Source organism: Streptosporangium sp. NPDC023825 (genome assembly GCF_040639575.1).
GTDB lineage: Bacteria > Actinomycetota > Actinomycetes > Streptosporangiales > Streptosporangiaceae > Streptosporangium.
The window spans coordinates 17,431-39,664 of sequence record NZ_JBFAAE010000076.1 but is presented as its reverse complement, the minus strand read 5'-3'; the positions used below and the strand labels follow the sequence as shown (position 1 = coordinate 39,664).

Genomic DNA, 22,234 nt, shown 5'->3' with positions numbered 1-22,234 from the left:
GGCGCCGCGATCTCGCGGCGCCGCCACGGCTCGGGAGGCGACACACACCTAGGAGGGTTCATGGCTCCCGCACTGCTGTTCCCGCTCCAGCCCGCGCATCCCGATGTGGTCGTGCCCTTCGGGGAACTGGTGAGAAGCGGCCTGGCCGGCCGGCTCTGGCTGGGGCAATCGGTGATGGCCGAGTCCCACCAGACGATCGCCTACCTGGCGGGCCGGGGGATCAAGGTGGCGTCCGGGCTGGGGGTGACATTGATGCCGCTGCGCCACCCGCTGGAGGCGGCGGCCCAGGCGCGCAGCCTGGCGGTGCTCACCGGCAGGCCCGTCGTCGCCGGGTACGGCGCCGCCACCGCGGAGCTGGTCAAGGCGCTGCGCGGCGCGCCCTACGACAGGCCCGCGACGGCCGCGGCCGACTACGCCCGGGCGCTGCGCGCCCTCCTCGACGGCGAGATCCCCCCCACCTCCCGCGAGGCGTACGCCGCCGGCGGCGGCGGGCTGCCCCCGGTGAGGCACGCCCCCGTCGAGGTGGGCCTGGGCGTGCTGCGCCCCGGCATGGCACGCAAGGCCGGCGCCGTGGCGGACGTGGCCATCACCTGGATGACGCCGCCCGCCTACCTGCGCGACACGCTGGTGCCCGCCCTGGCCGAGGGCGCGGCGCACCGCGGCGCGCCGCCTCGCGTCGCGGCCGTCGTGCACGTGGCGCTGGCCGACGCCGGCCGCGACCCGCGCAGGCTCGCGGAAGCCGGTGCCGGACACCACCTGCGGGCGCCGCACTACACCGACATGCTCAGGCGGGCCGGGGTGAGCGCCGATCCGGCCGACCCGCGCGCGGGCGCCGCCGCCCTGGTGGAGGCGGGGGTCTACGTGTACGGCACGGCGCAGGAGGTCGCCGAGCGCCTGCGCGATTACCGCGAGGCGGGCGTCGAGGAGATCGTTCTCAACCCGGCGGGGGTGATGCGGACCGAGGGGTACAAGGCCGCGCTGGCCGACGCCGAGCAGATCCTCGACGCGCTGGCCGACACCGAGAGAACCGACACCGAGAGAACCGACACCAAAAGAACCGACACCGAGAGAACCGACACCGATGACTAGCGCGCCGCCCTTCGGCGCCGAACGCCTGCTCGTGCTCGCCACCGGGTCGCTCGGCGCCGCCTTCCTGCCGTACTGGCTCAACTGGCTGCGGCACGGCTACCCGCGGCTGGAGGTCCGGGTGGTGCTGACCCGAAGCGCCGAGCGCTTCGTGACCCGGCAGTCGGTCGCGGCCATCACCGGCAGGGACGTGCCGCTCGACGTCTGGCCGCAGGACCCGGAGCCGGGCTCGCCGCACGTGGAGTACGCGAGCTGGCCCGACACCGTCCTGGTCTACCCGGCGACGTACCACTTTTTGAGCCGGTTCGCCGGCGGCTGCGGCGACACGCCGGCCCTGCTGGCGCTGCAGTGCACGTCGGCGCTGATCGGGATCGCGCCCGCCCTGCCGCCCGGCGCGGCCGGCTCCTACGCCCACCGGCGCAACCTCGCGGCGCTCAAGGACCGGCCCAACGTCGTGGTCGCCGACCCCGTGCCCACGCTGAGCACCCACACCAGGGAGCGCGACGCCCTGGCGGCCGCTCCCCTGTCCACCCTGATCGAACAGCTGGAGCGACTGCGCGAGCGGGAGGAGCGATGAGCGAGATCGTCGAGTCGTTCGGCACCGGCTTCCTGCACACCACGATCGTCCGGCACGGCGAGGGCGACTACCTGTGGACCCGGCGGCCCGGGCCCGAGCGCCGCGACGCGATGCGCGTGCCCGGCGCCGCCGTGCTCGCGGCCGTCCGGGCGCTGCCCGCGGGACCGGTCAGGCTCGCGCTGCCCGAGCGGGGCGACGGCGCCGGCGTGAGTTACCGGACCGATCAGGCCGGCTCGCTGGCGGGCGTCTTCCTGCGGGGCGCGTCGGGCACGGCCCGGATCGCCGACACCCTGGCGCAGACCGGCGCGACCCTCGCCCGGCTGCACGGCACACCGGCCCCGCGGGGCGGCCTGCCGGCCCCCGAGGGCCCGCGGCGGCTGCTGTCGTGGCTGCTGGACGGGGACGGGCCCGGCGCCGGGCCGCGGCTGCACCGGCACGCGGCCGACATCCTCGGCCCCGGCCGCAGTGCCGCGGTCGCGGAGTGGTGCGCGCCGGCGCGGCCGCGCGTGCTGCTGCACGGCGCCCCCAGCCTGGGCACCCTGCTGCCCCTGACGGCCGAGCGCGACGGCGCCCTGCTGACCGGGGAGGACCTGAGCGCCGGCGCGCCGGAGTCCGACGTGGGCTGGCTCATCGGGGAACTGGTGGAGTTTCGCGAGCTGGCCGGCCGGTTCGGGCGCGCCACCCTCGACCACGACGCCCTCATCGGCCGCGTGCTGGACGGCTACGGCGCCCCCCTGGACCTGGCCGCCGTGGGCAGGGCCGCGACGGTGCGCTTCCTGAGTCACGTGCACGACTTCGCCGCGTACGTCAAATGGCACGGCATCCTGCCGGACTACCTCAGGATCGTCGCCGACGTGATCGACGCGGCGCGGGCCGGGCGGTTGATCCGGCGATGAGGCGCCTGACACTGGACAACGGCCTGCGGGTGGTCGTGGAGGAGGAGCGCTCCGCGCCGGTGGCCGCCGTCGCCGTCCACTACGGCGTCGGCTTCCGGGGCGAGGGCTTTGCCGGGCTCGCCCACCTGTTCGAGCACCTGATGTTCGAGGGGCACTTCCAGCAGGTGGAGGGCATCGGAGGGTTCTGCAACGCCTCGACCCGGCAGGACTACACCGACTTCTACACCGTCGTCCCGGCCGAGGCCCTCGACCGGGTGCTGGCCCTGGAGGCCGCCCGCATGCGCGCCCCGAAGATCACCGAGCGGGCCGTGCGGGCACAGACCTCGGTGGTGCGCGAGGAGATCCTGGGCAAGCTCCGCAAACCGTACGGCGGCTTTCCCTGGCCCAGGCTGTCGCCGGTGCTGTTTCGCGACGCCGCCAACGCCCACGACGGGTACGGCGACCACGAGTCCCTGCGCCGCGTCACCCTCCATGACTGCGAGACCTTCTTCGAACGCCACTACAGCCCGGCCAACGCCGTGGTCACGGTGTCGGGGGACGTCTCGGCGCAGGCGGTGCTGGAGGTCGTCGCCCGCACCTTCGGGCAGATCCCCGCCAGGCCCGCTCCCGCGCCCGTCTCCTGGTGGGAGCCGCCGGCCGGGCCGCGGCAGGCCTCCTACCTCGACCGGCTCGCGCCGCTGCCGGCCCTCGCCGCCGGCCACCGGGTGCCCGACCCGGCATCCGGCGCCCACGTCGCGCTGTCGGCACTGGCGGGCCTGCTCGCCGGGGGCGGCAGGCCGCGGCTGCGCGAACGTCTGCGCCGCGAGACGGGACACACCATCACTTTCTCGGCGCGTGTCGGGCTGTTCGACTTCCTCGACGCCCGAGACCCCGACATGTGGGTGCTCACCGCGGTGCACCCGAGGGAGGTGCCCGCCGAGCGGGTGCTGGCCGCCGTGGACGCCGAACTGGAGTCACTGGCCGCCGAGGGGCCCGGCGAGCGGGAACTGCGGCGCTGCCGCAGCGCCTGGCTCACCTCCCATCACCGGTCCATGGACCGCATCGCCAACCGGGTGCGCCTGCTGGGACGCTTCGAGCTGCTGTTCGGCGACGCCTCGCGCGCCGTGCGGCTGCCGGAGATCTACGCCGGGGTGAGCGCCTCGGACGTGGCGGCCGCGGCGCGCGGCCTGCGCCCGGACTCGCGCGCGCTGCTCACCGTCCGCCCGAAGGAGGAATGACGTGGACCGTACGCTCGCCAACGGCCTGCGGGTGCTGGCCCTGCGCCACGGCGTCACCCCCCTGGTCGAGGCGCGCCTGCACCTGCCCCGGCCCTGCCCGGCCCGGGGCGACCTGGCCTCGTCCATGCTGCTGGCGGCCTGCCTGTCGCGGCGCGAGGACGTGGAGTCCGACGTGGAGCTCGACGCGGCGGCCGACGTCCACCAGATGACCGTCACCGCCCACGGCCCCGAGCCGCGGTCGCTGGCGGCGGCGCTGGCGCGGGTGGTGCGGGCGGTGCCCGGCGAGGCCGAGGCGGAGCCGGCGCGCGGGCAGCTGGCCGCCCAGCTGAGGATGGTGCGCGCGCACCCCGACATCACGGTCAGGCACGAGCTGGCGCGGCACCTGTTCGGCGATCACCCGGTGGCCTTCCAGGTGAGCGAGGAGGACGTCGGGCGGTGGCCGGAGCGGCCCTTGGACCCGTCCGGCGCCGTCCTGGTGATCCTGGGCCGGGACGACCCCGAACGCCTGGCCGACGCCGCCGGCGAGGCGCTCGCCGGCTGGCCGGCACCCCCGCGCCCCGCCCCGCCCCTGCCGCCGCCTCCCCCGATCGAGGGTGGCCGGCTCGCGCTGCTGCCGCGGCCCGGCGCGCCGCAGTCGCGCGTCCGCCTGCGCGCGCAGGCGGTGACGGTCGAGCACCCGCGCTATCCGGCCCTCTTCCTGGCCCTCAACGTGCTGGGCGGCTACCTGTCCTCCCGGCTGTCAAGGAGCCTGCGCGAGGACAAGGGCTACGTGTACGGCGTCACGACCTTCTTCGACACCCACCCCGGCAGCGCGCTGCTGGCCGTCGAGGCCGACACGGCGGCGGCCACCACCGGCGCCGCGCTCGAGGTGCTGGCCGCCGAGCTGCGCCGGATGCGCACGCACCCTCCCACCGAGCGGGAGATCGACTCCGCCCGGGCCTACGCGCTCGGCTCCATGGCCACCCGCCTGGCCCCGCGTGCGGCCTTCGCCTCCGCCCTCGCCGACATGGCGGCCAAGGGCAGGGACCCGCTGTGGCTGCTCGACTTCCCCCGCCGCCTGGCGGCCGTGTCGTCTCGCGACGTGGTGGCGGCGGCCAAGGACTTCTTCGCGCCCGGGCGCTTCTCCGGCCTGGTCGCCGCCGACCCCGGCACGCTCGCCTCCCCCCTGTCTTTGTGACCGGCGGGGCTCCTCGCCGGCCTCCGGCGATGATGAGACATTGCCCCTGTAGCCGCCGCGCGGTCTCCGGGGGAAATGGCAAGGATCATGCAGGTCATCGGGGCTGGTTTCGGCCGTACGGGAACGCTCTCGCTCAAGACGGCCCTGGAGCGGCTGGGGTACGGGCCGTGTCACCACATGAAGGAGGTGATCGAGCGGCCGGAGCAGATCCGCCGGTGGCTCGCCCTGGCCGAGGGGCGGCCGGTGAGCTGGGAGGACCTGCTGCGGGGGTACCACTCGTGCGTGGACTGGCCCTCGGCCGCCTACTGGCGTGAACTCGCCGGGCACTTTCCCGAGGCGAAGGTCGTGCTCACCGTGCGGGATCCCCAGCGCTGGCTGGACAGCATGAACGCCACCGTCTTCAAGCAGCGCCGGCGCGGCCGCGGGCTCCGCGGCAGGGCGATGCGCGGGCTCTCCTCGGCGCTGGGCACCGACTTCGCCGCGTTCACGGAAATGACCAGGCTCACCGTCGAGGAGCGGGTTTTCGGCGGGTGCTGGGAGGATCCCGCGGGGATGCTGAGGGCTTTCCAGGCACACATCGACGACGTCGTGGCGGCGATCCCGCCCGGCAGGCTGCTGCGGTTCGAGGTCGGTCAGGGCTGGGAGCCGCTGTGCGGGTTTCTCGGGGTGGCGGTGCCCGAGGAGCCGTTTCCGCGGGTCAACGACAGCGCGGACTTCGACAGGAACGCCCGGGCGAACCTCGCCGCCCTGCTGCTGCGGCGAAGCGGTCAGGCCCGCTCCGGGCCGGATGAGAGCTGACCGCCGCTCATCCGCGGCAGCGCCGTGCGCGTTCCCCGGCCGGTGGCCACGTCGCCGCTTTCCGGTCGTCGCCCGGGCGGGAGTGTCGGTACGGTGCTCGCGGGCGGTTCCCCCGCACAGGTGCATACACTCTGTACATATATATGGTCGCGCCGCGTGCGCGCTTCCCGGGAGGTGGACCGTGACGCACCCCAGCCCGCCCGCCCGACGCGGGCGCGGGCGCCGCCCGGCCGACCAGGTGCGCCGGGAGGTCCTGCGGGCGGCCGGCGAGCTCCTGCTGGCCGAGGGCATGGCCGGTTTCACCGTCGAGAAGGTCGCCGCCCTGGCGGGCGCGAGCCGGGTCACGCTGCACAAGTGGTGGCCCTCCAAGGGGGCGCTGGCCATGGAGGGCTACTTCGGCGTGGTCGGCCCCGTCCTGGCCTTTCCCGACAGCGGCGACATCGCCGCCGATCTCACCGCGCAGCTGAAGGCGTTCGTACGCCTGATGCGCGACACCCGGGCCGGGACCGTCGTGCCGCAGCTCATCGGCCAGGCCCAGACCGACCCCGATCTGGCGGTGGTCTACCGCGAGCACTATTCGGGCCCGCGCCGGGCTCTGGCCGTACAGGCCCTGGAGAGGGCCGGGCGGCGCGGTCAGCTGCGTCCGGGCCTGGATCCCGAGGTGGTCGTCGACCAGCTGTGGGGCGCCTGCTACCACCGGCTTCTCATCCCTGACCAGCCGTTGACCGAGGAGTTCGCCGAGGCCCTGGTCGCCAACCTGCTGGGCGGCATCGCCTCATCCCCTTTGCCCGCCTCATCCGCCGAGGGGGACGGGCGGGGAGATCGGCGCTAGAGATCCGGTCGGCGCCGGGAGACCCGGCGCGGCGACAGGCCTGTTGCGGGGCGCACCGCTCACCCGGCCCCCCGGTCGAGGGCGCGCCGAATGCTCGCCACGTACTCTCCCAGCTCGCGTGGCCGGGCGCCGTCGAGGAGCTTGCGCATCAGCGCCGAGGCGACCACGACGCCGTCGGCATGACCGGCCAGTTCGGCGGCCTGCGCCGGGCTGGAGACCCCGAAACCGAACAGGACCGGCCGGTCGGTGAGTCCCTTGAGCTCGCGGCCGAGCCGGGCGGCCCGCTCGGGAACCTCGCCGCGCTCGCCGGTGGTGCCCATGCGGGTCAGGGCGTAGACGAAGCCCCGGCTGCGCCCGGCGATCTCGCGCAGTCTGGCCCGGGAGGAGGACGGGGCGGCGAGCAGCGCGAGATCCAGGCCCTCGGCCGCCGCGGCGTCCGCCAGCTCCCCGACCTCCTCCAGGGGCGAGTCGGGCACGATCAGCCCGCGCAGCCCGCTCGCGGTGAGCGCCGCGCAGAACTCCCCGGCGCTCTGCTGCACCACCAGATTGCTGTAGGTCATCGCGACGAGCGGCACGTCGACGTCGAGCGTCGCGACCTCCTCGAGGATCCCTCTGACCGTGGTCCCGGCCGCGATCGCCCGGTCGGAGGCCTCCTGGATCGTGACGCCGTCCAGCATGGGGTCGGAGAAGGGGAAGCCCAGCTCGACGGCGTCGGCTCCGGCTGCGGCGTAGGCGTGGACGACGTCCGTCCACCCGGGGGTGACCCCGGCGGTGACGTAGGGCACCAGCAGGGGGCGCCCCGTGCCGCGGCGTGCGATCAGGAACTCTTCCAGGGATCCGGTCACAGCAGCTCCTTGATGGAGGCGATGTCCTTGTCTCCCCTGCCGGAGAGAGTCAGCATCACGGTCGACCCCGGCGCGATCTCGCCGGATCGGGCGGCCCGGATCACCCAGGCCACGGCGTGCGAGGACTCCAGCGCGGCCAGGATCCCCTCGGTGCGGGCCAGGCACAGCAGCGCCTGGACGACCTCCTCGTCGTTCACGGTGTCGTAGCGGGCGCGGCCCGCGTCGCGTAGATGGGCGTGCTCGGGGCCGATCCCCGGATAGTCGAGACCGGCCGCGACCGAATGGGCCTCCGTCACCTGGCCGTCCTCGTCCTGGAGGACCAGCGAGCGGAAGCCGTGCAGCACCCCGGCCCTGCCGAAGGTCGCCGCCGCGCCGCCCTCGGCCTCGACCCCGACGAGCCGGGCGGTGGTGCCGACGAAGCCGGCGAACGTGCCCGCGGCGTTGGAGCCGCCACCGACGCAGGCGACCACGTAGTCGGGCACGCCGACGGGGAGTTCGGCGGCGCACTGGGCGCGGGCCTCCTCGCCGATCACCCGCTGGAACTCGCGCACCATCCACGGATAGGGATGCGGGCCCATCACCGACCCGACGCAGTAGTGGGAGTCGTCCACCGACGACACCCAGTGCCGCATCGCCTCGTTGCAGGCGTCCTTGAGGGTGCGGCTGCCGGTGGTGACCGGTACGACCTCCGCGCCCAGCACGTTCATCCGCAGGACGTTGAGCTCCTGCCGCTCGATGTCGCGCTCGCCCATGAACACGGTCGCCTCCAGGCCCAGGAGCGCGGCGGCGGTGGCCGTGGCGACGCCGTGCTGGCCCGCGCCGGTCTCGGCCAGCAGCCGTTCTTTGCCCATCCGGTGGGCGAGCAGTGCCTGGCCGATCACGTTGTTGATCTTGTGTGAGCCGGTGTGCGCGAGGTCCTCGCGTTTGAGGAGCACGGTGACGCCGAGCTCGCGGGAGAGCCGCCAGGCGGGGGTCAGCGGGGTGGGGCGGCCGGCGTAGACCGTGAGCAGGGTGTCGAGCCTGCCGCGGAACTCCGGGTCGCTCCAGGCCTCGTGGAACGCCGCCTCGATCTCGTGGCAGGCCGGGATCAGCGACTCCGGCACGTACCGCCCGCCGTAGGTTCCGAAGCGGCCGGTGGCGCCGGGGTCGCTCATCGCGCGGGCGGCGGCGGGCGCCGTGACGCCCCGCCGGCCGGACCGGGACATCTCACCCATGATCGCTCTTCCTTTCGACAGTTCTATAACAGCCGCTTGAGTTCTAGAACTGTAGCCCAAAACTGCCGATCGGCGAACCCCGGGTCCCGGAGGGCCGGCGGCAACCGCGGAAAATCCGGCGAACCCGCCTCGAAGCCGTGGAGAATCCCGCCGTTCGGGTCGGCCTCCGGCGTGTTCGCAGGGAGTGAACCCGGCCGGTGCGGCGAAGGCGTGCACCGGGGGTGTCGGGGCCGTCGTGCGGCGAGGTGAAACCGCTCTCGCGCCGGCCCGGCTGCCGGGCACGCCGGTTTCCCGAGGATCAGCGCAATGCGCTCAGGGCACGTTCGACCTTCTCGCCCGGGTAGGGCGTCGCCCGATCGACACCGAACAGGTCCCAGTAGAAGTCGTTCATGGCCGCCGCCACGGGCGCGTACCGGCGGATCACCGCTGCGGCGGCCGGTGGAGCACCGGCGGGTTCCGCGCCGGCGGCGCAGGCGCGGATGTAGTCGTTGCGTCGTGCCGGCCCGCCGACCTCGACAAGCCCGTACTGGCAGAACGCGGGCACCCCGAACAGGTTCGCCGTCGACATCACGTTGCCGGCGTGGCGTTCCACATCGGTCAGCAGTACCCGCTTGGCGAAGACCGGTACGCCGGCGACGTCCAGCAGCACCGAGCTGCCGCCGATCCCCGAGCCCATGACCTGCGCATGCTCCAGCGACGCGGCGAGTTGCCGGTCGCTGCGCAGCGCCAGCGCGCTCGCCACCTCGCCGTACCTGCCGACACGCCCGGCCTGGGACATGTCCGACCGTGCGTCCGGCAGCCTCACCACCCGGCACCCTTCATGATCGAAGCCTCTGGTGAGACGCTACACGCGCACCTGCGCGGGGTGCGTGCCCCGTGCCCGCCGGTCGGCGCCGGCGGCCGGCGCGCCGGGCGTGCTCACGCGACGGTGGCGCCCGGGCGCGAGGAGGCGAGGGCCGCGTCGGTGTCGGCGGCTGCCAGGTCGGCGTTGATGTGCGCGCCGGCCAGGGCGCCGGCCGCGGCCGCGGCGCCGACCTGCGCGAACAGGTCGGCGGCGTTGCCCGCCACCCACACGCCCGGCACGGAGGTGCTTCCCGCGGGGCCGGTGACGAAGCGGCGGCCCGTGCCGTGGGGCGACTCCTCCATCGGCAGGTCCAGGCCGGTGATGCCGTCGGTGCGGGCGCGCATGGTGGTGGCCACCGCGATCACGTGGCGAGGCACGATCCGCCCGTCGGCCAGCCGTACGCCCGTGATGCCGTTCCCGGTGGACTCGATTTCGGCCACCGGGGTGTCCACGACGCGGACGGCGCGGGCGGCGAAACGCGCGCGGGCGTCCTCGTCCAGGCCGGTGCCGTGGGTGAAGTACACCAGGTCGCCGGTCAGCTGCCGAAACAGCATCGCCTGGTGGACAGAGGCCGGACCCACGGCCAGGATCCCGATGGGTTCGTCACGCACCTCCCAGCCGTGGCAGTACGGGCAGTGCACCACGCCGCTCCCCCAGTGCCGGGCCAGTCCCGGGACGTCGGGCAGCTGATCGCGCAGCCCGGTGGCGACCAGCAGCCGTCGCGCGCGCAGGACGCCGCCGCCGGCCAGGGTGACGGTGAAGCGGGGGTCGCTCCCGGCGGCGGGGGCGGCGGGGGCGGCGGCGGTCACCTCGCCGGACAGGATTCGCCCGCCGTAGCGCCTGACGTCCTCGCGGCCGGCGCGCAGCAACTCCGCCGGCGAGATGCCGTCCAGGCCGAGCAGGCCGTGCACGCCCTCGGCGGGCGCGTTGCGGGGCGTGCCACTGTCGATCACGGTGACCGAGCGACGGGAGCGGGCGAGCATCAGCGCGCCGTTCAGCCCGGCGGCGCCGCCGCCGATCACCACGGCGTCGACGGTCTCACCGGGCGGCTTGCCGTTTGCGTACTCGGTGGTCATGAGAGGCATGGGCGTGGCCTTTCTCGCAGTCGGCAGGACCCGGGCAGGGCCCCTGTGGCGACGACACTAAGCACGCTTTGCGATTTACGCATACAATTTTGCCTATGACGCAAGATGATGGTGAGTTCGACAGCCTGGTGCGCAAGCGGATCCGTGCTCTGCGCCTGGCGCAGGGCTGGTCCCTGGACGATCTGGCCGCCCGGGCCAGGCTCAGTCCCTCCACGCTCAGCCGGATCGAGAACGGCCAGCGCCGCCTCGCTCTGGACCAGCTCGTCACGCTCGCCCGCGCCCTGGACACCTCCATCGACCAGCTGGTCGAGACGGCCACCGAGGATGTCGTCAGCAACCCGGTGCACGACGCGGCCCATCAGCAGATGCGCTGGACGGTGCGCGCGGACCCCGGCGTCACCGTCATCCGCCAGCGCGTGGTGGACCCGCCGCCGGACAACCCCTCGCGCCTGCGCGCCCACCCGGGCCGGGAATGGCTCGTCGTCCTGTCCGGCACCGCAGTCCTGCTGCTGGGCAACCGCCGCTTTCGCGTGGAGACCAACCAGGCCGCGGAGTTTCCCACGATGCTCCCGCACGCCATCGGCGCCGTCGGCGGCCCGGCCGAAGTCCTCGGGATCTTCGACCGCGACGCCCGCCGCGGCCATCAGACCCGCGAGGACACCTCCGAGGCGAGCCGCCCACCGCGGTGATCGGTCCCTCACGGCCGCTCCTCCCCCGCCGGAGGGCCCGCGTCCGGAAAGCGGCCCGTCGCGCCGCTTGCGCGCCACGCGGCCCGGCAGGTCATCGTCTTGCCTTGTCGGCAAGATTGCACGCCTGCGGCGCATGACGCTCCTAGCGTGGTCGCCATGACATCCACAGCCCCACACACGGCGCACCACCATCACCACGACGCCCGGTCCGATCACCGGCACGGAGGAGAGCACGACACCGAGGGCGAGATGACCCAGCTGCTCGACCTGGACGCGGAGGTGCTCGCCGACCATCTCGCGTCCATCGTCGCGTGGCTGCCCGTCGAGGCCGCCCCCCGGCGGATCGTGGATCTGGGGTCCGGTACCGGGGCGGGCACCTTCGCGCTGCTGAGGCGCTTCCCCGAGGCCGAGGTGATCGCCGTCGACGCCTCGCCCCACCATCTGCGCCGCCTGCGCGACAAGGCGGCGTCGCAGGGGCTGGCCGGCCGGATCCACGCCGTGGAGGCCGACCTCGACGGGGCGTGGCCCGAGCTCGGCGCGCCCGAACTGGTCTGGGCGTCGGCCTCGTTGCATCACATGGCCGATCCCGACCGCATCCTGCGCCAGGTGCATGACGCGCTCGCACCGGGCGGGCTGCTCGCCGTCGTCGAGCTGTCCGGCTTCCCGCGGTTCCTGCCGGAGGACGCCCCCAAGGACCGGCCCGGCCTCGAGGAGCGCTGCCACGCCGCGCTCGCCGATCGGCACGCCGAGCAGATGCCGCACCGCGGCGCCGACTGGGGCCCCCGGCTGGCCGCCGCCGGCTTCACCGTCGAGGGCGAACGCACGATCACCGTGAACCTGGAGCCGCCGCACTCCGAGGCGGTCGGCCGCTACGCGCTGAACGGCCTCCGGCGCGTGCGCACCGCCGTCGCCCCGTTGCTCCACGCCGAGGACCTCGGCGCTCTCGACCGGTTGCTCGACGCCGACGGCCCTCACGGCATCCTGCGCAGGGACGACCTGACGGTGCGCACCGAACGCGCCGTGTGGGCGGCGCGACGACAGGAGCGGACCGCTCACCCCGCCGGCCGGCCGGACCGCGCCACCTGATCCCCACCCGCCCCGGTGGTCCTGGACACCCGCCGCCCGCCGCCCGCCGGTGCCGCGGCGCACCGGCCGCCCGGCCGGGAGAGCTAGCGGACCGCCAGCCGGTCCAGGTGGTAGTGCACGCTCGCCATCGCCTGGCCGGGATCGCGCACGCCGAGCAGGATGTCGAAGGCCAGGCCCTCGATCATGGCGAGCAGCGCGATCGACTCGCGTTCGGCGTCCAGTTCGGGCCACAGCTCGCCGGCCCGCTGGGCCTGGCCGATCAGTTCGGCGACCCGCTCGTGCAGCCAGTGATACCCCTCCCGCAGGGGCTCGGCCAGGTGGGGGGCGTCCGCGGCGCGGACGGCGAACGCCTGGAGGACCCGGCGCTCGGCCTGGCGGCGGGCGTCCAGCGGCAGCATCTCGGCGGCCATCACCCGCAGGACGGCGACCTCGGAGACGGCGTCGCCAAGGCCGCCGAGCCCGGCCGTGATCCGCGCGGTGACCTGCTCGCCCGTGTGGTCGATCACGTGCCGGAGCAGCTCGTCCTTGCTGCGGAAGTAGTGCTGCACGGCTCCGAGCGAGATGCCCGCCTCGACGGCGATGTCGCGCAGCGTGGCGCGATCCAGCCCGTGGCGGCCCGCGACGCGCAGCACGGCCTCGGTGATGTGCCGGCGTCGTTCGTCGTGGTCGACCTTCTTCGGCATGCCCTCCCCTTTTCCATACGTGCGTATTATAATACAACGGTATGGCAACCGTAGCGTTCTTCGCCCCCGCCGCCGCCGGACACGTCAACCCCACGCTGGGTCTCGCCGCCGAGCTCGTGCGGCGCGGCCACAGGATCACCTACGCCACCACCGCGGCATACGCCGAGCGCGTCGCCGAGACCGGCGCCGAGGTCGTGCCGGTCACCTCCACCTGGGAGGGACGCGACGACATCGGCACGCCGCAGATGCACGGCAAGGAACTCGCCCGCGCCATGGTCCTGCTGCTCGAGGAGACCAGAGCGATGCTCCCGCAGCTGAGCGGGGGCCCACCTCCCGACCTGGTGATGTACGACGGGCCGCTGTGCTGGTGGGGCCGGATCCTGGCCGGGCGGTGGCGGGTGCCCGCGGTGGAGACCTGGCCCAACCTGGTCGGCAACGAGCACTGGTCGATGGCCACCGAGTACACGAAGTTCAATCCGCTGAGCCCGCGCTTCCTGCTCATGGCCGTCCGGCTGGGCCGCTTCCTGCGGGCGGAGGGGTTCCGCGACATGCAGGCGTTCATGCGGGGCGACGACGCCGCGCTCAGGCTGGTGATGCTGCCGCGCGCCTTCCAGTACGCCGGTGAGACCTTCACCGACCGGTACGCCTTCGTCGGCCCTGCCATCGCCGAGCGCGCCTACCAGGGCGGCTGGAAACCCTCCGGCGATCTCCCGGTGGCGCTGGTCTCGCTGGGCACCGCCTACAACGACAGGCCCGACTTCTACCGCACCGTGCTGCGCGCGGCGGCGGGCCGGCCCTGGCAGGTCGTGCTGGCCGTGGGCGAGGTGGACCCCGGCACGCTGGGACCGGTGCCGCCCAACGTGGAGGTGCACCGGCACGCGCCGCAGCCGGCCGTGCTGCGCCACGCGCGGGCATTCGTCACGCACGCCGGGATGGGCGGCACGATGGAGAGCCTGCACTTCGGGGTGCCGATGGTGGCGGTGCCGCAGATGGCCGAGCAGCGGGCCAACGCCGACCGCATCGCCGGACTGGGCCTCGGCAGGGTGCTGGCGCCGGGCGAGGTCACCCCCGACGCGCTGTGGCGGGCCGTGGAGGAGGTGGCCGGAGACGAGCACATCCGCGAGCGGCTGGCGTGGATGCGGCAGGAGATGGCCGCCGCGGGCGGTGCTCCGGCGGCGGCCGACGCGGTGGAGAAGATCCTCGGCCGCCGCTGACGTGGCCCCGTGAACCACCCCCGAAACCGCGCCCCCGGCACCGTGCCCCCGGCGCCGCGCCCTACCGACGCACCCCGCACGGGCGGCGGCGGATGGCCGCAGCACGGGCGGCGCGCGGATCACGGATTGTGCGCGTGTCCCGAGGAGTCCCGGGCCGACCGGATGGCCGAGGAGAGGCCGTCGAGATCGAAGGCGCCGTGGTGGCGCCGCCCGTTGATGAAGAACGTCGGCGTGCCGGACACCCCGCTGACGTCGGCGGAGTCGACGTCGGCGGCGATCCGGGCGGCGACCGCGGGGTCGTGGAGGTCGGCGCGGAAGCGCTCGACGTCGAGGCCGAGGTCGAGGGCGTGGCCGATGAGGTCGGAAGGACGCAGGCGGTCCTGGTGAGCGAGCAGGCGGTCGTGCATCTGCCAGAACGCTCCCTGCGCGGCGGCGGCCTCGGCGGCCTGCGCGGCGAGCTGGGCGAAGGGGTGGACGTCGGTGAGCGGCAGGTGCCTCCAGACGTAGCGGACGTCGCCGAGGTCGGCCAGGATGCGGCGCACGACCGGTTCGGCCTGGCCACAGTAGGGGCACTCGAAGTCGCCGTACTCGACGACGGTCACCGGCGCGTCGGCGGGGCCGCGAAGGTGGTCGCGGCCGGGGTCGACGGGAGCGTCCAGGTCGACGATGGTCTCGGCGGTGCCCAGCAGGGCGCGGACGCGCAGCCGTACCGGGAGCATCGCGGTCGCGCGGGAGACGGCCCAGGTGACGACGGGCGCGCACACCGCCGCGGCGAGGATGCCGAACTTGGCCTCCTGGAGCTGCGGGCCGTCGAAGGCGAGGGTGGCGATCAGCAGGGAGACGGTGAAGCCGATACCGGCGATCGCGCCGCCGGCCGTCACCGCGGCCCAGCCGACCGGCGGGCGGACGCGTCCGCGGCCGAGCAGGGTGACCAGCCAGGAGGAGACGATGATCCCGACGGGCTTGCCGACCGTGTAGGCCAGCAGGATGCCCAGGGTGATCGGGGAGACTAGGGCTCGCGCCAGGAAGTCGCCGCTGAGGGTTATCCCGGCGTTCGCCAGGGCGAACAGGGGGACGACGACGTAGCTCGTCCAGGGGTGGTAGAGCTGTTGCAGTCGTTCGTTGGGCGAGATCGCCGAGGTGAGGCCTCCCCGGGCCGAGCGGGCCAGTTCGGGGGTCGGCTGCTCGCGAAAGAGGCGGAACAGGTCGGTGGCGCGTTCCAGGTCGCCGCGGGAGGCCGGGGAGGCGTAGGTCAGCAGTCCCATCGCCAGGCCGATGATGACCGGTTCGACGCCGGAGCGCAGCAACGCCACCCATGCCGCGGCGCCCAGCAGGGCGTAGACGAACCCGTGGTGTACGCCGGTGGCGCGCACGGCCAGGATCACCGCGAAGACGGCCGCCGCGGCCAGCAGCGGTACCGGCGTGACGTGCTCGCTGTAGAAGATCGCGATGACCGTGAGGGCGAGCAGGTCGTCGACGACGGTGACGGTGAGCAGGTAGGTGCGCAGCCGGGCGGGCAGGCGGGATCCGAACAGGGCGAGCATGCCGAGGGCGAACGCGGTGTCGGTGGACATGGCGGCACCCCAGCCGTGGACGGCCGGGGTGCCCGCGTTGAGGCCGAGGTAGATCGCGACGGGGACGATCATGCCGCCGGCGCCGGCGGCGAGGGGCAGGGCGAGCCGTCTGCGGTCGCGCAGCTCCCCCATGTCGAACTCCCTGCGCGCTTCGAGCCCCACGACGAAGAAGAAGAACGTCATCAGTCCGGTGTTGACCCACTGGCGCAGGTCCTGGGAGACGCCCGAGTCCCCGAGGGTGACGGCCAGCGGGATGCGCCAGAACCGCTCGTAGGCGAGGGGGGCGACGTTGGCCCAGGCCAGGGCGGTCAGCGTCGCGGCGAGAAGGATGACGGCACTGCCGGTCTCGGTGCGCAGGAAGTCGCGCAGCGGGGTGGTGGAGGTCTGCGCCCACACGGTCCGCGCGGGCGGCGGGGTGCCCTCCTGGCGGGGGGCCGTCATCGTCTGGCTCTCGTCGGGCGCATTGTGGTCTCCCCCGTACCTGGCGGTCTCGCGTCGCGCGGGGCGCGGACCGGTAGATCACGTGTCACCCGGCCGGTTCGTGCCGTCCGTGGCCTGTGGGCGGGGGGTGACGCTCTCGCGCCGGCGTTCTCGTGTCCGGGTGCCGCGCCGCCCTGCCCGTGCCGTGAGCGTCGCCGGCGTCACCGCCGAGGTGGCCCCAGGGTACCCAAGGGTCCGCCCCGGCGGTTCTCGCCGGGGAGAACCTGAGGCAGCAGCTCACGCGGATCGCGGAAGAGGTAGACGCCGGGTATCCGGACAACGCCGACCTGACGATCGACCCTGTGACCGGGACCGGCACATCGACCAGCTGTTCTCCACCGACCCCCGCACGGCGATCGACTGGGACCTTCTGCGCCGCCACTGGCCCGACCTCATGCAGGTCGCGCTCTCGGTCAAACAGGGCACAGTCTCCTCGGTGACGTTGCTCCGCAGGCTGAACAACCGGTCGAGAAAGAACCAGATCTACCAGGTATTCCGGGAAGTCGGGCGCGCTGTGCGTACAGCCGTGCTCCTTCGCTACTTGTCCGACCCCGCGTTGCGTGAGCAGATCCAGCGGGCGACCAACAAGGCCGAGGCATACAACGGGTTCACCAAGTGGCTCCACTTCGGCAACGCCGGCTGGCTGAACAGCCGCGACCCGGAACTGCAGGACAGGGCAGTGAAGTTCCTCGACCTTGTCGCCGCGAGCGTGATCTTCTCGACCACCATCGACATGACCAAGACCCTCCGTCAGATGGCCCACGAGGGCTGGCCCCTCCGTGCGAGCGATCTGGCGGTGCTCAGCCCCTACCGGCGCGAGAATGTGCTCCGCTTCGGCGACTCCACCACCGATGGACTCCACATACCCCCACATACCCCCACCCGCCTACAACCCGGCCCTCCACGCCACCACCGAATGGCCGTGACGTTGTTCAGCTGGCTGTGTCGATTTCCGAGTGAGTCATTTCGAGACGACATCAGGAGTCGTTCCAGGGCTTGCGTCGTGATCAGCGTCGTGATCAAGGTCAGTGAATTTTGGATTCTGGCACAGATCTTGAGGAGCGGTCGCGGAGGGTGATCCTGGGCCTTCTCGGAGGCGAGGCGGTCAGGTGGTTTGGAGTCGGAAGTGCAGCAGGTCGGTGGAATCAGCAAAGGCGGGTTTACCGTCCGGGTCGGTGACCGCGCCGGCGGTCGTGGCCAGCTTCTCGAACTGGTCCCGGGGGTACCAATGCATGATCCACGGGCGGTCTTCGATGGTGCTGTCTGAGCTGTGGTGCCGTTCGTAGCGTAGAAGAGTCGTCTGTGTCCGGGCTGTCTCGGCGCGTTGCTCGGAGACGACGGATACCCGGAGCTCGGCGCCGTCGGGTGCGGTGGCCGTGCGCACCCGGCCGATCTGTTCGGCGAGGGTGGGTGCGAGGGTGAACAGGGGCACCAGGGCGGTGCCGCCCTCAGCCAGGTGATCGCGGATGCCGCGCAGGGCGGTGAGCGCTGTGGCGTCATCGGGGAGCAGGGTGAAGGTCGGCCCGGCTAGGAAGATCGCCCGGTAGCGGCGGGGCAGGTTCAAAGCCTCCAGGCGCTGGTGGAACACGGTGGCACGGATGTCTTGTTCGTCTGCCCGGCGTCGAAGCCGCTCCAGCATGTCGGCGGAGGAGTCGACGCCGTCGACGTCCAGGCCGCGTCGGCACAGTTCGAGCAGGGGGTCACCGTCTCCGCACCCCAGTTCCAGTGCCGGCATGCCGGCTTGCTGAATGAAGGCTGCGTAGGGTTCGGGGTCCTGGGAGAAGGATTTCAGCGGTCCGTAGAGCTCCGCGACGTGCCGGTGTAGAAGTCAGCTGGGTCCATGCCCGTCACCCTACGCAGCCCCTTCCCTCCGTTCACCCGAATATCGAGAGTGGGTCACTGCAGCAGGATCATCTTGCGGAGCAGTTCGAATCCTCCCGACCGGGGCACAGTCTCGGACATCGGTTGCGGCACGGGCTACTACCTGGCTGGCGTGCTCGACCAGTTGCCCGGCGCCCGCAGTCTGGGCCTCGACACCTCGATGCGCGACGGTGACCTGGGAGCCAGTCATCACTTTGCGTATTCACCGGCCGAGGTATTCACCCATCACATCAAGCCCCTCGGAGGTGTCGAAGAAATCAATACCCGCGTCGATGGCTGCTTGGATCGTCGCTATCGATTCGGCGGGGTCGGCTGCTCCGTAGAACTGGGACATGCCCATGCAGCCGAGGCCCTCGGAATGACCGAGCGTGATCCGAGCGCGCGCCATGGTGTCCTCGATTCTTCAGCAGGTGAGTCTGTGAAAGGGGATTGGTGGGGTGCGCACGCCTTGCGCGCGATGGGGTTGGGGGGCTTGGCCGGCCCGCCGGAGTGGCGGGATCAGCGCACCAGGGGTGGCTGCATGCGTGCGGGTTGATGCTGGACGGCGACGGCGCGGAAGAAGGCCAGGGCGCCGGCGACTGGCTCACCCGCAGGGTCAGGTCACGCCGAGGCCGCGCAGGAAGGCGTCCGCGACGAGGTCGGCCGCCTGCGGGGGATCCACTGCGGGGAACCGGTGGGCGATGCTGTCGACGAGTGCGTCGAGGACCGCACGTGCCCAGGCCGCATCGATATCGGCGCGCAGGTAGCCCTCATCGCAAGCGCGCTGGATGAAGGTGCTCAGGCGCGCACTCTGCGCTTCACGGCGAGCGCTGGCTTCGGGGTCCTTCTGCATCATGCGGCGTGTGTCGACAGGCCACTCGCGGCTGACCGGGATGATCCCCTCCAGATAGCGGTGGAGAGCGACCGGCACCGGGGCCTCGGTCAGCCGCGCCTCGTCCAACACCCGCTCGGCCGAGTCGAGTTTGGCCTGGAAGACGGCGCGCAGCAGCGCCTCCCGATTCGCGAAGCGGCGATGAACGGTGGTGCGGTCGACACCCGCCGCAGCGGCGATGGCCGCCATCGACGTGCTCGGATCCTCCGCCAGGAGGCGGGCCCCGGTGCGGAGGACGGAGGACAGGTTGCGTGCGGCATCGGCTCTCATAGTCCGGCGATCCTAACCAGCAGTGGTGATTACAGCACCATCATCCCATAGTGAGATACATCTCATCTATTTATTGCAACATAGATGTTGCAGTTGACGATGAAACGTCTACATTGAGATTGCGCCCTGGGGGCGGCAAGAGGCAACGAGATGATGAGGAGAACGCCATGTCACGGACTTGGTTGATCACCGGTGGTTCCCAGGGGCTGGGCAGGGCCCTGGTTCTTCAGGCTCTTGAGGACGGTGATCGAGTCGTCGTGACGTCCCGCAGGCCGGAGGCTCTGGCTGATCTGAAGGCGAAGTATCCGGAGCGGCTGGAGACCGTGGCGCTGAATGTCACGTCGCGGTCCGAGGCTCGGGGCGTGGTGGCGGCCGCAGTGGAGCGATTCGGCACCGTCGACGTCGTTGTGAACAACGCGGGTTACGCCACCAGCGGTTCGATCGAGGACTTCCCGGAGGACGAGTTCCGGGCGCAGGTCGAGGCGAACCTGTTCGGTGTGATCAACGTGACCCGGGCTGCCCTGCCCGTACTGCGTGGCCAGCGGTCCGGGCACATCGTGCAGATCTCGTCCATCGGCGGCCGGGTCGGCGGCACGCCCGGGCTCAGCGCCTACCAGACAGCAAAGTTCGGAGTCGAAGGCTTCTCCGAGGTGCTGGCGAACGAGGTGGCCCCGTTCGGCATCAAGGTGATCATCGTGGAGCCGGGCGGTATCCGCACCGGCTGGGCCGCCGGCGCCGCGAAGCCGTCCGGACCCATCGCTCCTGACTATCAGCAGACGGTCGGCGCATGGCTGGAGCAGTTTGCGGCCTACAGCGGCAACGAGCCCGGCGACCCCGCCCGAATGGCCCGGGCCGTCATCGCCGCCGTGGACGCGCCCGAGCCCCCGCGCCGGCTCCTGCTCGGCAGCGACGCCCTGGAAATCGCTGTCAGCGCGGAAAAGGCTCGCCTGGCCGAGGCCGCCACATGGGCCGAAGCGAGCCGCTCCACCGACCACCAGACCGCGTAACGACCCTGCAGCTTCGCGTGCCGTCGGTCGCCTGCCCGACGGCACGCGACCACGGGCCCGGCGACAGCGCGGATACCCGCTCGCTCCGGTGGTCTCCTCCACCCCTGCGGCATCGCCCGGGACGCACTCCCGCCCGGGCCCTGCACCCACCACGTTTCACACGAGAAATCGACAGACATGACTGTTCGCGACAAGCTCTACATCGGCGACTCCTGGGTCACCCCCAGCAACCCGGAGCTGCTCGACATCCTTTCCCCCCACGACCAGTCGGTGCTGGGCCGCGTGGCCCAGGCCGCACCCGCCGACGTGGACGCGGCCGTCGCCGCGGCCCGCGAGGCCTTCGACCACGGCCCCTGGCCGCGCACCACGCCCGAGGAGCGGCAGGAGATCATCCGGCGCTACGACGCCCTGCGCACCGCCCGCGCCGACGAGGTCGCCGCGGCAATCTCCGTCGAGAACGGCTCTGCCGACTGGTTCACCAAGGTCGGCCAGCCCTTCCTGACCCGCCAGGTCAACGCTTATCTCAAGGCGGCCGAGGAGTTCGGCTGGGAGGAGGTCATCGAACCCTCCGACCCGTCGGTGGCCTTCGACACCATCGTGCGGCGTGAGGCGATCGGCGTGGTCGCCGCGGTCATCCCGTGGAACTCGCCGTTCTCCGCCGCCACCGCCAAGCTGATCCCGGCCCTGCTGGCCGGCAACACGGTTGTTTTGAAGGTCTCCCCGGAGAACTCCCTCAGCATGATGCTGCTAGCGGACCTGTGGCACGAGGCCGGGCTTCCCGCGGGCGTGCTCAGCATCCTTCCCGCCGACCGCGAGACCAGCGAGTACCTCGTCTCCCACCCGGACGTCGACAAGATTGCCTTCACCGGCTCCACGCGTGCCGGCCGGCGCATCGCCTCCATCGCCGGCGAGCACCTCAAGCGGGTCAGCCTGGAGCTGGGCGGCAAGTCCGCGGCTCTGATCCTGGAGGACGCGGACCTGGACGCCGCCGTACAGGACCTGCGCTTCGGCTCCCTCGGCAACAACGGCGAGGCCTGCATCCTGCAGACCCGCATCCTGGTTCCCCGCGAGCGTTACGAAGAGGTCGTCGCCGCGCTCAAGGACATGGTCGAATCGCTGAAGGTCGGCGACCCTTCCGCCCCCGACACCTTCATCGGCCCGATGATCCGCCCCGACCAGCAGCAGCGCGTCATCGACTACATCAACATCGGCATAGCGGAGGGCGCCCGCCTGGTCACCGGCGGCCCGCACGTCCCCCAGGGCCTGGAAAAGGGCAACTACGTCACCCCGACCCTCTTCGCCGACGTCGACAACTCCATGCGCATCGCCCAGGAGGAGATCTTCGGCCCGGTCCTGGCCGTCATCGCCTACGACGACGAGGACGACGCCGTCCGCATCGCCAACGACTCCGAATATGGCCTCTCAGGCGGCATCTGGAGCGCCGACCCCGAGCGCGCCCTGGCCGTCGCCCGCAAGCTGCGCACCGGAACCATCACCATCAACGGCTCGCCCATCAGCTTCGACGGCCCCTTCGGCGGCTACAAGGCCAGCGGCCTCGGCCGCGAGTACGGCAAGGTCGGACTCACCGGCTACATCGAGCACAAGTCCATCACCCGGCTCCGGCAGCCGTAGCCGACCGGAGAGGCGCAGACCTACCGGGCCGGAACCACCCGCAGTGCGGTCGGCAGGCCGGCCCGGCCTGCCGCACCCCCTGCTCGACGCCGGCACGTCCTGAGCGTGCACGGGGACGAGCAACGTGAACCGAGGCGGACCGGACCGGGCCGATCCGTCGGTCGCACTGTCACCGGCGACGCCCCGGCGAACCGCCGCCCCGCGCGGCCCGAACCGCTGCGGCGCGCCCGGCCCACCTCCTGGCCGTGACCGCTCCCCGCAATCGCTGTACCGGCG

Annotated in this window: 22 protein-coding genes; 13 read left to right on the top strand and 9 right to left on the bottom strand. The window is 72.5% G+C overall.

Going from position 1 to position 22,234, the window contains the following annotated elements:
- Window positions 1-60: 60 nt before the first annotated feature.
- The 7 genes from AB0G15_RS38685 to AB0G15_RS38655 all read left to right on the top strand — a co-directional run bounded on the left by AB0G15_RS38685 (window position 61) and on the right by AB0G15_RS38655 (window position 6,583).
- Window positions 61-1,089 carry an LLM class flavin-dependent oxidoreductase gene (locus AB0G15_RS38685; RefSeq protein WP_362850181.1) on the top strand — a complete coding sequence of 343 codons (1,029 nt, stop codon included), beginning with the start codon at window positions 61-63 and terminating at the stop codon, window positions 1,087-1,089.
- Window positions 1,082-1,663 carry a flavoprotein gene (locus tag AB0G15_RS38680; protein ID WP_362850179.1) on the top strand — a complete coding sequence of 194 codons (582 nt, stop codon included), beginning with the start codon at window positions 1,082-1,084 and terminating at the stop codon, window positions 1,661-1,663. The genes AB0G15_RS38685 and AB0G15_RS38680 overlap by 8 nt, the downstream gene beginning before the upstream one ends.
- Window positions 1,660-2,559 (top strand): hypothetical protein, encoded by a 900-nt coding sequence (locus tag AB0G15_RS38675; RefSeq protein WP_362850177.1) that lies wholly within the window; start codon window positions 1,660-1,662, stop codon window positions 2,557-2,559. Before AB0G15_RS38680 ends, AB0G15_RS38675 begins: the two co-directional genes overlap by 4 nt.
- Window positions 2,556-3,776, top strand: a complete 1,221-nt coding sequence (locus tag AB0G15_RS38670) for a pitrilysin family protein (protein ID WP_362850176.1) — start codon at window positions 2,556-2,558, stop codon at window positions 3,774-3,776. Before AB0G15_RS38675 ends, AB0G15_RS38670 begins: the two co-directional genes overlap by 4 nt.
- 1 nt (window position 3,777) lies before the next feature.
- Complete coding sequence (locus tag AB0G15_RS38665; RefSeq protein WP_362850174.1) at window positions 3,778-4,953, top strand: insulinase family protein; 1,176 nt, start codon at window positions 3,778-3,780, stop codon at window positions 4,951-4,953.
- 87 nt (window positions 4,954-5,040) lie between these two features.
- On the top strand, window positions 5,041-5,751 hold the full coding sequence (locus AB0G15_RS38660) for a sulfotransferase family protein (RefSeq protein WP_362850172.1): 711 nt from the start codon (window positions 5,041-5,043) through the stop codon (window positions 5,749-5,751).
- Window positions 5,752-5,932: 181 nt separating this feature from the next.
- On the top strand, window positions 5,933-6,583 hold the full coding sequence (locus AB0G15_RS38655; RefSeq protein WP_362850170.1) for a TetR/AcrR family transcriptional regulator C-terminal ligand-binding domain-containing protein: 651 nt from the start codon (window positions 5,933-5,935) through the stop codon (window positions 6,581-6,583).
- A gap of 59 nt (window positions 6,584-6,642) precedes the next feature.
- Here the strand turns inward: AB0G15_RS38655 and trpA are convergent, their stop codons facing one another.
- The 4 genes from trpA to AB0G15_RS38635 form a co-directional block, all read right to left on the bottom strand.
- Window positions 6,643-7,428, bottom strand: a complete 786-nt coding sequence (gene trpA, locus AB0G15_RS38650; RefSeq protein WP_362850167.1) for a tryptophan synthase subunit alpha — start codon at window positions 7,426-7,428, stop codon at window positions 6,643-6,645.
- Window positions 7,425-8,642 carry a tryptophan synthase subunit beta gene (gene trpB, locus AB0G15_RS38645; RefSeq protein ID WP_362850165.1) on the bottom strand — a complete coding sequence of 406 codons (1,218 nt, stop codon included), beginning with the start codon at window positions 8,640-8,642 and terminating at the stop codon, window positions 7,425-7,427. Before trpB ends, trpA begins: the two co-directional genes overlap by 4 nt.
- Before the next feature lie 298 nt (window positions 8,643-8,940).
- Window positions 8,941-9,447, bottom strand: a complete 507-nt coding sequence (locus AB0G15_RS38640) for a hypothetical protein (protein ID WP_362850163.1) — start codon at window positions 9,445-9,447, stop codon at window positions 8,941-8,943.
- A 113-nt stretch (window positions 9,448-9,560) separates the two neighbouring features.
- Window positions 9,561-10,562, bottom strand: coding sequence for an NAD(P)/FAD-dependent oxidoreductase (locus AB0G15_RS38635; RefSeq protein ID WP_362850161.1), 1,002 nt, complete (start codon window positions 10,560-10,562; stop codon window positions 9,561-9,563).
- 104 nt (window positions 10,563-10,666) lie between these two features.
- Here AB0G15_RS38635 and AB0G15_RS38630 point away from each other — a divergent pair, with 104 nt between their 5' ends.
- A complete protein-coding gene (locus tag AB0G15_RS38630; RefSeq protein WP_362850160.1) occupies window positions 10,667-11,260 on the top strand; it encodes an XRE family transcriptional regulator in 594 nt (197 codons plus the stop codon).
- 249 nt (window positions 11,261-11,509) lie between these two features.
- Window positions 11,510-12,346 (top strand): class I SAM-dependent methyltransferase, encoded by an 837-nt coding sequence (locus tag AB0G15_RS38625; RefSeq protein WP_362850183.1) that lies wholly within the window; start codon window positions 11,510-11,512, stop codon window positions 12,344-12,346.
- Window positions 12,347-12,429: 83 nt separating this feature from the next.
- Here the strand turns inward: AB0G15_RS38625 and AB0G15_RS38620 are convergent, their stop codons facing one another.
- A complete protein-coding gene (locus AB0G15_RS38620; RefSeq protein WP_362850157.1) occupies window positions 12,430-13,029 on the bottom strand; it encodes a TetR/AcrR family transcriptional regulator in 600 nt (199 codons plus the stop codon).
- Between the two features lie 41 nt (window positions 13,030-13,070).
- Here AB0G15_RS38620 and AB0G15_RS38615 point away from each other — a divergent pair, with 41 nt between their 5' ends.
- Window positions 13,071-14,243: a macrolide family glycosyltransferase gene (locus tag AB0G15_RS38615; RefSeq protein ID WP_362850154.1), complete on the top strand. Its 1,173-nt coding sequence runs from the start codon at window positions 13,071-13,073 to the stop codon at window positions 14,241-14,243.
- A gap of 119 nt (window positions 14,244-14,362) precedes the next feature.
- Here the strand turns inward: AB0G15_RS38615 and nhaA are convergent, their stop codons facing one another.
- Window positions 14,363-16,258, bottom strand: a complete 1,896-nt coding sequence (gene nhaA, locus AB0G15_RS38610) for a Na+/H+ antiporter NhaA (RefSeq protein ID WP_362850151.1) — start codon at window positions 16,256-16,258, stop codon at window positions 14,363-14,365.
- Between nhaA and AB0G15_RS38605 the strand changes: the two genes are divergently transcribed.
- Window positions 16,146-17,375: a Tn3 family transposase gene (locus AB0G15_RS38605; RefSeq protein ID WP_362850148.1), complete on the top strand. Its 1,230-nt coding sequence runs from the start codon at window positions 16,146-16,148 to the stop codon at window positions 17,373-17,375. The genes nhaA and AB0G15_RS38605 overlap by 113 nt on opposite strands.
- Before the next feature lie 27 nt (window positions 17,376-17,402).
- Here the strand turns inward: AB0G15_RS38605 and AB0G15_RS38600 are convergent, their stop codons facing one another.
- The 3 genes from AB0G15_RS38600 to AB0G15_RS38590 all read right to left on the bottom strand — a co-directional run bounded on the left by AB0G15_RS38600 (window position 17,403) and on the right by AB0G15_RS38590 (window position 19,319).
- Window positions 17,403-18,032 (bottom strand): class I SAM-dependent methyltransferase, encoded by a 630-nt coding sequence (locus AB0G15_RS38600; RefSeq protein WP_362850145.1) that lies wholly within the window; start codon window positions 18,030-18,032, stop codon window positions 17,403-17,405.
- Between the two features lie 348 nt (window positions 18,033-18,380).
- Window positions 18,381-18,566, bottom strand: coding sequence for a hypothetical protein (locus AB0G15_RS38595; protein WP_362850142.1), 186 nt, complete (start codon window positions 18,564-18,566; stop codon window positions 18,381-18,383).
- A 207-nt stretch (window positions 18,567-18,773) separates the two neighbouring features.
- Window positions 18,774-19,319: a TetR family transcriptional regulator gene (locus AB0G15_RS38590; RefSeq protein WP_090773808.1), complete on the bottom strand. Its 546-nt coding sequence runs from the start codon at window positions 19,317-19,319 to the stop codon at window positions 18,774-18,776.
- Window positions 19,320-19,486: 167 nt separating this feature from the next.
- Between AB0G15_RS38590 and AB0G15_RS38585 the strand changes: the two genes are divergently transcribed.
- Together AB0G15_RS38585 and AB0G15_RS38580 are read left to right on the top strand one after the other, a co-directional pair.
- Complete coding sequence (locus tag AB0G15_RS38585; RefSeq protein WP_362850138.1) at window positions 19,487-20,326, top strand: oxidoreductase; 840 nt, start codon at window positions 19,487-19,489, stop codon at window positions 20,324-20,326.
- Window positions 20,327-20,503: 177 nt separating this feature from the next.
- Window positions 20,504-21,958, top strand: coding sequence for an aldehyde dehydrogenase (locus tag AB0G15_RS38580; RefSeq protein WP_362850135.1), 1,455 nt, complete (start codon window positions 20,504-20,506; stop codon window positions 21,956-21,958).
- Window positions 21,959-22,234: the final 276 nt, after the last annotated feature.

What these genes read in the sequence shown, in the direction of transcription:
- AB0G15_RS38685 (WP_362850181.1), top strand. Translation starts at nt 61, where the DNA reads ATGGCTCCCGCACTGCTGTTCCCGCTCCAGCCCGCGCATCCCGATGTG.
- AB0G15_RS38680 (WP_362850179.1), top strand. Translation starts at nt 1,082, where the DNA reads ATGACTAGCGCGCCGCCCTTCGGCGCCGAACGCCTGCTCGTGCTCGCC.
- AB0G15_RS38675 (WP_362850177.1), top strand. Translation starts at nt 1,660, where the DNA reads ATGAGCGAGATCGTCGAGTCGTTCGGCACCGGCTTCCTGCACACCACG.
- AB0G15_RS38670 (WP_362850176.1), top strand. Translation starts at nt 2,556, where the DNA reads ATGAGGCGCCTGACACTGGACAACGGCCTGCGGGTGGTCGTGGAGGAG.
- AB0G15_RS38660 (WP_362850172.1), top strand. Translation starts at nt 5,041, where the DNA reads ATGCAGGTCATCGGGGCTGGTTTCGGCCGTACGGGAACGCTCTCGCTC.
- trpB (WP_362850165.1), bottom strand. Translation starts at nt 8,642, where the DNA reads ATGGGTGAGATGTCCCGGTCCGGCCGGCGGGGCGTCACGGCGCCCGCC.
- AB0G15_RS38635 (WP_362850161.1), bottom strand. Translation starts at nt 10,562, where the DNA reads ATGACCACCGAGTACGCAAACGGCAAGCCGCCCGGTGAGACCGTCGAC.
- AB0G15_RS38630 (WP_362850160.1), top strand. Translation starts at nt 10,667, where the DNA reads ATGACGCAAGATGATGGTGAGTTCGACAGCCTGGTGCGCAAGCGGATC.
- AB0G15_RS38625 (WP_362850183.1), top strand. Translation starts at nt 11,510, where the DNA reads ATGACCCAGCTGCTCGACCTGGACGCGGAGGTGCTCGCCGACCATCTC.
- AB0G15_RS38620 (WP_362850157.1), bottom strand. Translation starts at nt 13,029, where the DNA reads ATGCCGAAGAAGGTCGACCACGACGAACGACGCCGGCACATCACCGAG.
- AB0G15_RS38615 (WP_362850154.1), top strand. Translation starts at nt 13,071, where the DNA reads ATGGCAACCGTAGCGTTCTTCGCCCCCGCCGCCGCCGGACACGTCAAC.
- AB0G15_RS38605 (WP_362850148.1), top strand. Translation starts at nt 16,146, where the DNA reads ATGACGGCACTGCCGGTCTCGGTGCGCAGGAAGTCGCGCAGCGGGGTG.
- nhaA (WP_362850151.1), bottom strand. Translation starts at nt 16,258, where the DNA reads ATGACGGCCCCCCGCCAGGAGGGCACCCCGCCGCCCGCGCGGACCGTG.
- AB0G15_RS38600 (WP_362850145.1), bottom strand. Translation starts at nt 18,032, where the DNA reads ATGCCGGCACTGGAACTGGGGTGCGGAGACGGTGACCCCCTGCTCGAA.
- AB0G15_RS38595 (WP_362850142.1), bottom strand. Translation starts at nt 18,566, where the DNA reads ATGGCGCGCGCTCGGATCACGCTCGGTCATTCCGAGGGCCTCGGCTGC.
- AB0G15_RS38590 (WP_090773808.1), bottom strand. Translation starts at nt 19,319, where the DNA reads ATGAGAGCCGATGCCGCACGCAACCTGTCCTCCGTCCTCCGCACCGGG.
- AB0G15_RS38585 (WP_362850138.1), top strand. Translation starts at nt 19,487, where the DNA reads ATGTCACGGACTTGGTTGATCACCGGTGGTTCCCAGGGGCTGGGCAGG.
- AB0G15_RS38580 (WP_362850135.1), top strand. Translation starts at nt 20,504, where the DNA reads ATGACTGTTCGCGACAAGCTCTACATCGGCGACTCCTGGGTCACCCCC.